Below are 8,220 nucleotides of genomic sequence, written 5' to 3'. Positions count from 1 at the left end.
GATCCGCGGCTGGGACAAGCACGGCGTGCCGAAGAAGGAAAAACTCGCAGAGCTGGGGCTTTCAGGCCTCGCCTGAACTTTTTTTGGTATCTTCGCCGGCCACGCCAGTACTCATGATGGTCGCAGGTCCTGCTGCCTTTTTTCGCTGTCGCAACCGCACCGCCTGGACAAGGACGAACCCCGAGATGATCATTCCTATGAGGAAAGCTGTCGAAAATCCGCTGTACGACTGCTTTGACCCGGCAAGAGCAAGCCCGGCAACAAGGGGACCGACGGCGCCGCCGAGGTTCTGGAAGGTGTGGACCAGGGAACTGGCCGTGGCCATCCGGTCCGGGCGTGCCGAGGCAACGACAGCGATGCTGTCGACGGTGATGAGGATCGACATCCCCGAGGAGACGGCAATCCAGACGATGACAAGCAGGGGTGCCGAGAGGGGGAGGATGAGCAGCAGCATGCAGGCGATGGCGAGTTCCAGGGCGCCGATAAGATAGGGGATCCTGATACCCTTCATCCCGGCGAATCTGCCGGCGGCGACGCCTGAGATCATGTCGGCCACCGTGCCGGGCACCATGATGAGGCCGACGGCGATGGCCGAGAGGCCGAGACCGGCCGGGCTTTCGATGACATAAGGCATCACCTGGAGGAGGAGGAAGTAGAGGAGCATCACCATGCCTGCGTTGATGCATACGGTCGGCATGGGGTGCCTCCGGACAAAGCGGAGGTCGAATAGTGGGGATTTTGTCTTCCGCTCCCAGAAAAGGAAGCCCGTGAGGGTGCAGACAGAGATAACGCCGAGGGTGATGTTGAGAAAGGAGAGGGCGAGGAGACCGCTGAAGAGGGCGATGGAGAGGAGGGCAATCCCCGGGACGTCGATCCGGCGGGTCGACCTGACCGGTGAGGGCCGCACAAGTACCCATGCCGCGATGAGGATCAGGAGAGCGACCGGTGCTGCAATATGATAGCACGTCCTCCAGCCCGCCCACTCAACAATGCACGATCCTGCGAGAACACCAACGACGGTCCCGGCACCGTCTGTGGCCGAAAGAAGGCCGAGGGCTCCTGGCACGCGTGGACGGGGGAGCTGTTCGGCGATGAGAGCACATGCTATGGGTGCGATCCCGAGCCCGATCCCCTGCAGAAACCGGCACAGGAGGAGTGAGACGATGTCGCCGGCAAAACCGCCGAATATGACCCCGGTGGCATAGACCGCAAGGCAGATGATGAGCATGGTCTTTTTGCCGTGGATATCTCCGAGAGATCCGAGGGCTGGCATCATCACAACGCCGACGAGCATCATCGCCGGCAGGATCCAGGCAGTGGCGATGGACGAGATCCCGAACTCGGCCTCGATACGAGGGAAGGCGGCGACGAGCATCGCCTCGCCGGCCATCACTGCCATAACAGCGGCACAGAGGAGGACAAGGAGCAGACGGGGATAATGGGATGATGTATGGATAGGCGTATGAAAGAGCATGATATCTGAGGTTATGAAGGACGGGACAATTTCACGTATAATAATGGTCGTGTAACCTCATAGTGCTTACGCAGCCAGAAATGTCTTTTTTTGTTGAAAATATGGGCTGGAGACATCTTTAGCGGGACTGGAGGTGCCGGGATACATCCGGGTTCTCGCACTTTCCCCCGCTTATTTCTACGTGATATCCCGGGTCAGGGGTTTTGAGAGGTGGCGCCGCGCCGTGGGCGGCACTTCGAACCAGCCAGTCCGTATAGCCCGTGATCTTGTGACGACCTCCGGTTCCTTCGACCTCGCTCCACATGTCCGGCACTTGTAGCCCTTCTCCTTCCCGGCGGAGGTCATCCGCGTGCCGCATGCCGGGCAGAGAGGCGGCCTGACCGCCCGGTCGTCTGCAAGAGCGTCGATGCGGATCTTTTCGAGGTTGAGTGTCCCGTGCTTGTAACTCCCGCAGGCGAGGACGGTGTCGCCGGGGATAAGTCCCCGCACAACATCCCTGAAGCCCTTCGTCGGTTCAAAGGCCATGCAGGTGAGGTGCCGGTCCCCGTCTCCCAGGACAAGACAGACATGCCCGCCCTCGCCGGTCGTCGGCCTTTCCGCCACCCTGCCGGGGACGCGGTACGACCTTCCCTCCAGCAGGGACCCGATAGTCCGGGCGATGAGGTGAACGTCGGTGCCCTGGTTCGTCACCCAGACCTGCTCGCGTTCTGTCTCTTCGGCCCTGATGAAGGACCGCGCCCGCGTCACCCATGCAGGACTCTCGCCGCGGATACCGAAGAGGACCGGGTCGGGGGTGTGAGGGACGCAGACGACAACATTGTTCTCCCTGTCCACCGAGTCCCAGGTATGCGGCCAGGTCTCAGCCTCGGCCGCAAAGATCGACGCTCTTTCGACGCGCCGCGGCGTCCCCCAGAGCGCTCTCCGGCGGTACGCAAGAAGTTCCCATGTCCTGTCGGGAAGGACGCTCGCGACTGCGGCGGTCGCCCCGATGAGTCCCCTCCCATTCTTCCAGCCGCGGTATTGCGCGCCCTCCCTGTCGAGGACGGCACGTGCCTCCTCGATGGTGCAGAAGTCCTGCACCGCCTTCCAGTAGAAGGCCGGGTCGGGACGACGTTCTGCCACGACAAGGCCTGGGTTGGTGTTTGCGCAGGAAAATTCTGCAAGTTCCTCGACGAGTCCCGATGCAAGGGAGAATGCAACTTCACTGTCTCCTCCGGCCTCTATGCAGACCGCCGCGTTCCCCCGTGTCTTGAAGGGCGCGTTCGGGTTGAGCCTGACCAGTCTCACCTCGAAGACCTCCAGACCTGCATCCCGGAGCGCCTCGACGAGGCGTGCCCCGAGGTAGGTCGTGCACATGCCTGCAGGAGAGTCGGTGTCGTCGATCCCTATGAACATGAAGCGATTATTTATTAGGGTGTCGTACTATATCCACTTTTAACGGGTGCCTATGTCACAGGAACGTCTCCTTGATATGGTCGTCAGTGTCATGCTGACGGCGGGCTATGAGGTTTCGGAGAGGTGTAGCCTCCGCCCCCGCTCCTTCGATCTTATCGCAGGAAAAGGAGACGTCCTTCTCGTCATCAAGGTCGTATCCCACATCGATTCTGTTTCCGAGGAGATCTCCCGTGACCTTGACGCCATTGCCCGGCACCTCGGTGCGTCGCCCCTGATCATCGGTGAGAGAGCACGGGACGCCGACCTCGAACGCGGCACCGTCTATGTGCGCTACGGGATCTACGCGATCGGTCCGGCCACGCTGTACGACTTCCTGGTTGAGCGTGTCCCCCCCCTCATCTATGCGCAGCCCGGCGGGCTGTACGTGAACATCAACGGCGAGATCCTCAAAGACCTCAGGGAGAAACGTCAACTCTCTCTTGGCGACCTCGCCCGTCATCTCGGTGTCTCCCGCCGGACGATCAGCAAGTACGAAGACGGGATGTCCACGACCCTGGACATTGCGATCCAGCTCGAGGAACTCTTCGATGAAGCGGTGGTCGAGGCGATCGACCTCCTCTCCTATGTCCCGACGACTCCTGCGGCCGCCGAGGCACCTCCATCAGGCCCCCTTGTCGACTTCGAGCGGATGGGCGTTGAGGTCCACCAGATGCGCCGCGCCCCCTTCCAGGCCCTCGCCGTCGTCCAGGAAGAGCGGATTCTCACATGTTTCGGGACGGCGCAGAAGACGGTCAGGCGCGCTGCCCTCATCGGCAATATCTCCCAGATCGCAAAGACCCATGCGATATGCGTCCTTTCCGACTATAAAAAGCAGAAGAGGATCGGCAGGACGCTTGTTATCGGGGAGGAACATCTCCGGACTCTCGAAGATGGTTCCGATCTCATAGATATGATCAACCAGTGACAACTAATATATAGAACTACAAACCAACTATTCTAGCGCTACAATAAACGGTGATTCTTATGTCGCAGCAGATGGGAGGACAACCGATCCTTATTCTTAAAGAAGGCAGCTCCCGCACCCGCGGGAGAGACGCACAGAGCATCAACATCGCCGCAGCCAAGGCCGTAGCGGGCGCCGTCAGGACGACCCTCGGCCCGAAAGGCATGGACAAGATGCTCGTCGACACTATCGGCGACGTCGTCATCACGAACGACGGCGTGACCATCCTCAAGGAGATGGATATCGAACACCCGGCCGCCAAGATGATGGTCGAGGTCGCGAAGACCCAGGACGACGAGGTCGGCGACGGCACCACCACGGCGGTCGTCGTGGCTGGCGAACTCCTCAAGCGCGCCGAGGAACTCCTCGAACAGGACGTCCACCCGACGGTCATCGCCCACGGCTACCGGATGGCGGCCGAGAAGGCGATCGAGATCGTCAAGGACCTTGCCATCGACGTCAAGCCCGGCGACTCCGAGATCCTGATGAAGATCGCGGGCACCGCCATGACAGGCAAGGGCGCCGAGGCCGCAAAGGACAAGCTCTGTGACCTTGTCGTCAGGGCTGTCACCATGGTCGCCGACGAAGACGGCACCATCGACACCGACTATGTGAAGATCGAGAAGAAGGTCGGCGGGTCCATCGAGGACTCCGAGATCGTCGAGGGCATGCTCATCGACAAGGAGCGCGTCCACCCGGCGATGCCGAAGAAGGTCGAGAACGCCAAGATCCTCCTTCTCAACGCCGCGGTCGAGTTCAAGAAGACCGAGGTCGACGCCGAGATCAACATCACGAGCCCCGACCAGCTCCAGATGTTCCTTGACGAAGAAGAGCGGATGATCCGGACCATCGTTGACAAGATCGTCGCCTCCGGTGCAAACGTCCTCTTCTGCCAGAAGGGTATCGACGACATCGCCCAGCACTACCTTGCAAAGGCTGGTGTCTTTGCCACCCGCCGCGTGAAGAAGTCCGACATGGAGAAGCTCGCCCGTGCGACCGGCGCGAACCTTGTCTCCTCCATCGACGCCATCTCCCCTGAAGAACTCGGCTTTGCCGGCCTTGTCGAGGAGAGAAAGGTCTCCGGCGAAGACATGACCTTCGTCGAGAAGTGCAAGAACCCGAAGGCGGTCTCGATCATCATCAAGGGCGGCACCGAGCACGTCGTCGACGAACTCGACCGCGCCATGGAAGACGCCCTCCGTGTCGTCGAAGTCGCTCTCCGCGACAAGAAGTTCGTCGCCGGCGGCGGCTCCCCCGAGGTCGAACTCTCCCTCCGGCTCCGCGAGTACGCCGCAACCGTCGGCGGCCGGGCCCAGCTTGCAATCGAGTCCTTTGCGACCGCCCTTGAGATCATCCCGAGGACCCTCGCCGAGAACGCTGGCCTCGACCCGATCGACACCCTTGTCGAACTCCGTGCGGCCCACGAGAAGGGCCTGAAGACAGCAGGTCTGGACGTCTACTCCGGCAAGGCCGGCGACATGCTCGAGAAGGGCGTTGTCGAACCCCTGCGCGTGAAGACCCAGGCACTCAGCTCGGCTGCCGAGGCTGCCGTCATGATCCTCAGGATCGACGACGTCATCGCCTCTGCCAAGTCTGCAGGCCCCTCCCCGGAGGAAGCTGCAGCCATGGGCGGCGGCATGGGTGGCATGGGCGGCATGGGCGGCATGCCCCCGATGTAAACCTGAAAAAGACTGCAGATGCCCGACCCCGGGCACCATTTTTTTGTGTCCTATCCTCAATTCCGATCTCTTCTGAAGACATTGTGATCTTACCGGAATCTCGCTCCTGTCCTTGCCCCTACCATGAGGCGTGTGGATCGGGTATGAAGCGAAGGTTACGCTTCAGGCAAAGAGAAAATCCAATATCTAGTTGAAGGTAGATATTGAGGTCATCCCAAAACTGATCATACCCCTGTCCAGTCGACGGAATGATCGGTATGTGGTTCTGAAAAAGTCCTGATCTCGTGTCTGTTCCGGGGGTTTTCGGTGAAGACCGATGGTCTTCTTGAATTGCTGACGCTCGTCACTCGAAAATCAGAGATTTTCTCATGCTCGCTAACGCTCCCTCCCCCCGGAATCGAAAACCTATGATTTTCTCATGCTCGCTAACGCTCGCACCCCCCACCATTATGATAGGGAGTGGATATCAATTTTCTTCGATATGCAGGATTTATCCTTCTTCCGTCCTATCCTATTTTCGAGGGTCTGGTGGATGCGAACGAAGTGAGCTAGAGAAGACGAAGTCTTCGAGGTGCGACCGAAGTGAGCATGAGAATACAGGATATCGGGGATATCCTGTTCGGGCAGATCTCCGATCTGCCACGGGTCGAAGACCTTCGAGATGCGAACGAAGTGAGCTAGAGAAGACGAAGTCTTCGAGCACTCCCCTGGCAGAGAGTTGTGGGAAGGCGGTGGCTTCGCACGATTCTTCATGGAATTTGGGAAGACCTCGATCCGATCATGAAATTCTCTCCCGAGCCTCCCATGTAGAGATTGGGGGAATGAACGAGAGTTTTGGGATATGCTCACTCTGAAGATCAGGGGCTCTCCAGAACGAGACCCGAAAAAAAGAGATGTGGTCCTGCCTGACTCTGTTCCCGGATGAAAGTCAGGCCCCCCGTCCGTTTATCTGTTCGAGCACCTTTGCCATATCGACCCAGATGATCAGGTTCTTGACGTCCTGGTCCTCTGCCGCCCTATCTTTCACCTTGATGATACCCTTCACGTAGGCATCGCGTGCAAGGGAGTCGTCCATCTTCTCGACCTCGGTCTCGGTGACCTGCATCACCGCGAGGACGTCGTCGACGATGATCCCGGCATTCGATCCTCCGGCGGCCTCGGGGACGAGGATGATGATCTTCTGGTGCTCGTGCCTCTCTGCCTCGGGGATGCCGAGAATGGTGGAGAGGTTCAGGACGGTCGTGATCTCCCCTCTCAGGTTGATGATCCCGGCAATGTGGGGGGGTGCCCGCGGCACCGGGGTGATCGGCACCATCTCGACGATCTCACGGGCGAGCGCGATATCAAGGGCATAGCGCTCCCCGGCAAACTCGAATTCCACGACATCAACATTTACCACGCTTTTTCACCTTATGCCAGTTTGAAGTGATCGAGGGTGCCCTTCATCTCCGCCGCCATGGCGGCGACCTCCTGGGCGCCGCTACCGACCTCCTCGGCAGATGCCGAGACTTCCTCGGCGAGGGCGGCCATGTCCTCGATCCGGGACATCGTCTCCTTGGTCATGGTGGTCGTCTTGTCCATCCTTTCCATCACCTTGTTCGTCGAGGTTGCCTGGTCCTCGGTCGCCTTGGCGATCTCGGAGACACTCCCGTGTGCCTCCTTGGAGGCGGTGACGATGCGGTTCAGCGCCCCGATTGTCCTGTCCACGCTCTCGATCCCGGCCTGGATCTCGTCGAAGGCGGCCTGAAGGTCCTTTGCGGTCTTCTCACTCTTTGCCTGGATGGAGGTGATGAGGTCTTCGATATGGTTGGTGGCGTTCTTCGACTCGCCCGCGAGGTTCCTCACCTCACCTGCGACAACGGCGAAGCCGCGGCCGTGCTCGCCCGCCCGTGCCGCCTCGATCGCGGCGTTGAGGGCGAGGAGGTTCGTCTGGTTCGAGATGTCGTTGATGAGTTTCACGATCTTGGAGATCTCGTGCATCTCCTCGTTCAGCCGCGAGAACTCTTCGACCCCTTTCTTCGTGATCTTTTCGACTGCCTGCATCTTGCCGGTCGCCTCGCGGCCGAGGCCCTCTGCCTCGTCGCCGACTTCCACGGCAGACTCGGTTGTTGAGAGCACTTCCTGTGCGGTGCTTGCGATCTCCTCGATAGATGCGGAGAGGTCTGACATTGACCTGGCGACTTCTTCGAGGTTTTCAAGCTGGGATTTCGCACCCTCTGAGGTCTGCTGACTCTTGGAGGCCACCTGCTCGATCGCCCGTGCGATCTCCTCGGCGCTCCTGCTCGTCTCCTCGGTGTTGGCCGTGACCTTCTCGCCGATGCCGGAGATCTGCTGGAGGACAGACTTGATACCCTCGCGGGAGTGCCGGTAGTTGAGTTTGAGGTCGCGGATCGGGTCGTTATCCTCGATCGAGACGTGAGCGGTGAGGTCACCCTTCGCCATCTCGTTCATCGCGTTCTTCAGTTCCTCCGCGCTCCCGGCAAGGAGACGTGCCTTCTCCTTGGTCTCCAGTTCCTTGTTGATGAGCTGGGTGTTGTCCTGGTAGATGTAGTAGTTGACGTCGATCTCGCCGTTTTCGTCGAGGATGGGTACCTGGAAGAGGCGGAGGTACGATTTCGTATTGTCCTCCCAGGTGACTTCCATGTCCGAGACCGCGAGTTTCTTCGTCT

At 59.8% G+C, this 8,220-nt stretch carries 6 protein-coding genes; 2 read left to right on the top strand and 4 right to left on the bottom strand.

All coding sequences use genetic code 11. The features are described 5' to 3' along the window. Positions 1-61: 61 nt before the first annotated feature. Positions 62-1,474, bottom strand: coding sequence for an MFS transporter (locus Q0520_RS09810; RefSeq protein WP_342765266.1), 1,413 nt, complete (start codon positions 1,472-1,474; stop codon positions 62-64). 177 nt (positions 1,475-1,651) lie between these two features. After that, entirely contained in the window at positions 1,652-2,869 is a 1,218-nt protein-coding gene (locus Q0520_RS09805; protein ID WP_298669497.1) for a tRNA(Ile)(2)-agmatinylcytidine synthase, read from the bottom strand. Positions 2,870-2,921: 52 nt separating this feature from the next. On the opposite strand from Q0520_RS09805, the gene Q0520_RS09800 reads away from it, so the two are divergent. Both Q0520_RS09800 and thsA read left to right on the top strand, forming a co-directional pair. Further along, complete coding sequence (locus tag Q0520_RS09800) at positions 2,922-3,833, top strand: transcriptional regulator (RefSeq protein ID WP_298669495.1); 912 nt, start codon at positions 2,922-2,924, stop codon at positions 3,831-3,833. Positions 3,834-3,892: 59 nt separating this feature from the next. Further along, a complete protein-coding gene (gene thsA, locus Q0520_RS09795; RefSeq protein ID WP_298669493.1) occupies positions 3,893-5,551 on the top strand; it encodes a thermosome subunit alpha in 1,659 nt (552 codons plus the stop codon). A gap of 928 nt (positions 5,552-6,479) precedes the next feature. Here thsA and Q0520_RS09790 read toward each other — a convergent pair. Both Q0520_RS09790 and Q0520_RS09785 read right to left on the bottom strand, forming a co-directional pair. After that, on the bottom strand, positions 6,480-6,950 hold the full coding sequence (locus tag Q0520_RS09790) for a chemotaxis protein CheW (protein WP_298669491.1): 471 nt from the start codon (positions 6,948-6,950) through the stop codon (positions 6,480-6,482). 11 nt (positions 6,951-6,961) lie between these two features. Then, a partial coding sequence (locus tag Q0520_RS09785) for a methyl-accepting chemotaxis protein (protein WP_298669489.1) occupies positions 6,962-8,220 on the bottom strand: 1,259 nt, incomplete at its 5' end.

It is taken from the genome of uncultured Methanofollis sp. (assembly GCF_937919355.1).
Classification (GTDB): Archaea; Halobacteriota; Methanomicrobia; order Methanomicrobiales; family Methanofollaceae; genus Methanofollis.
Note: the sequence above shows the minus strand (reverse complement) of the source record. Positions and strands in the feature narration are given on the sequence as shown.

What these genes read in the sequence shown, in the direction of transcription:
- Q0520_RS09810 (WP_342765266.1), bottom strand. Translation starts at nt 1,474, where the DNA reads ATGCTCTTTCATACGCCTATCCATACATCATCCCATTATCCCCGTCTG.
- Q0520_RS09805 (WP_298669497.1), bottom strand. Translation starts at nt 2,869, where the DNA reads ATGTTCATAGGGATCGACGACACCGACTCTCCTGCAGGCATGTGCACG.
- Q0520_RS09800 (WP_298669495.1), top strand. Translation starts at nt 2,922, where the DNA reads ATGTCACAGGAACGTCTCCTTGATATGGTCGTCAGTGTCATGCTGACG.
- thsA (WP_298669493.1), top strand. Translation starts at nt 3,893, where the DNA reads ATGTCGCAGCAGATGGGAGGACAACCGATCCTTATTCTTAAAGAAGGC.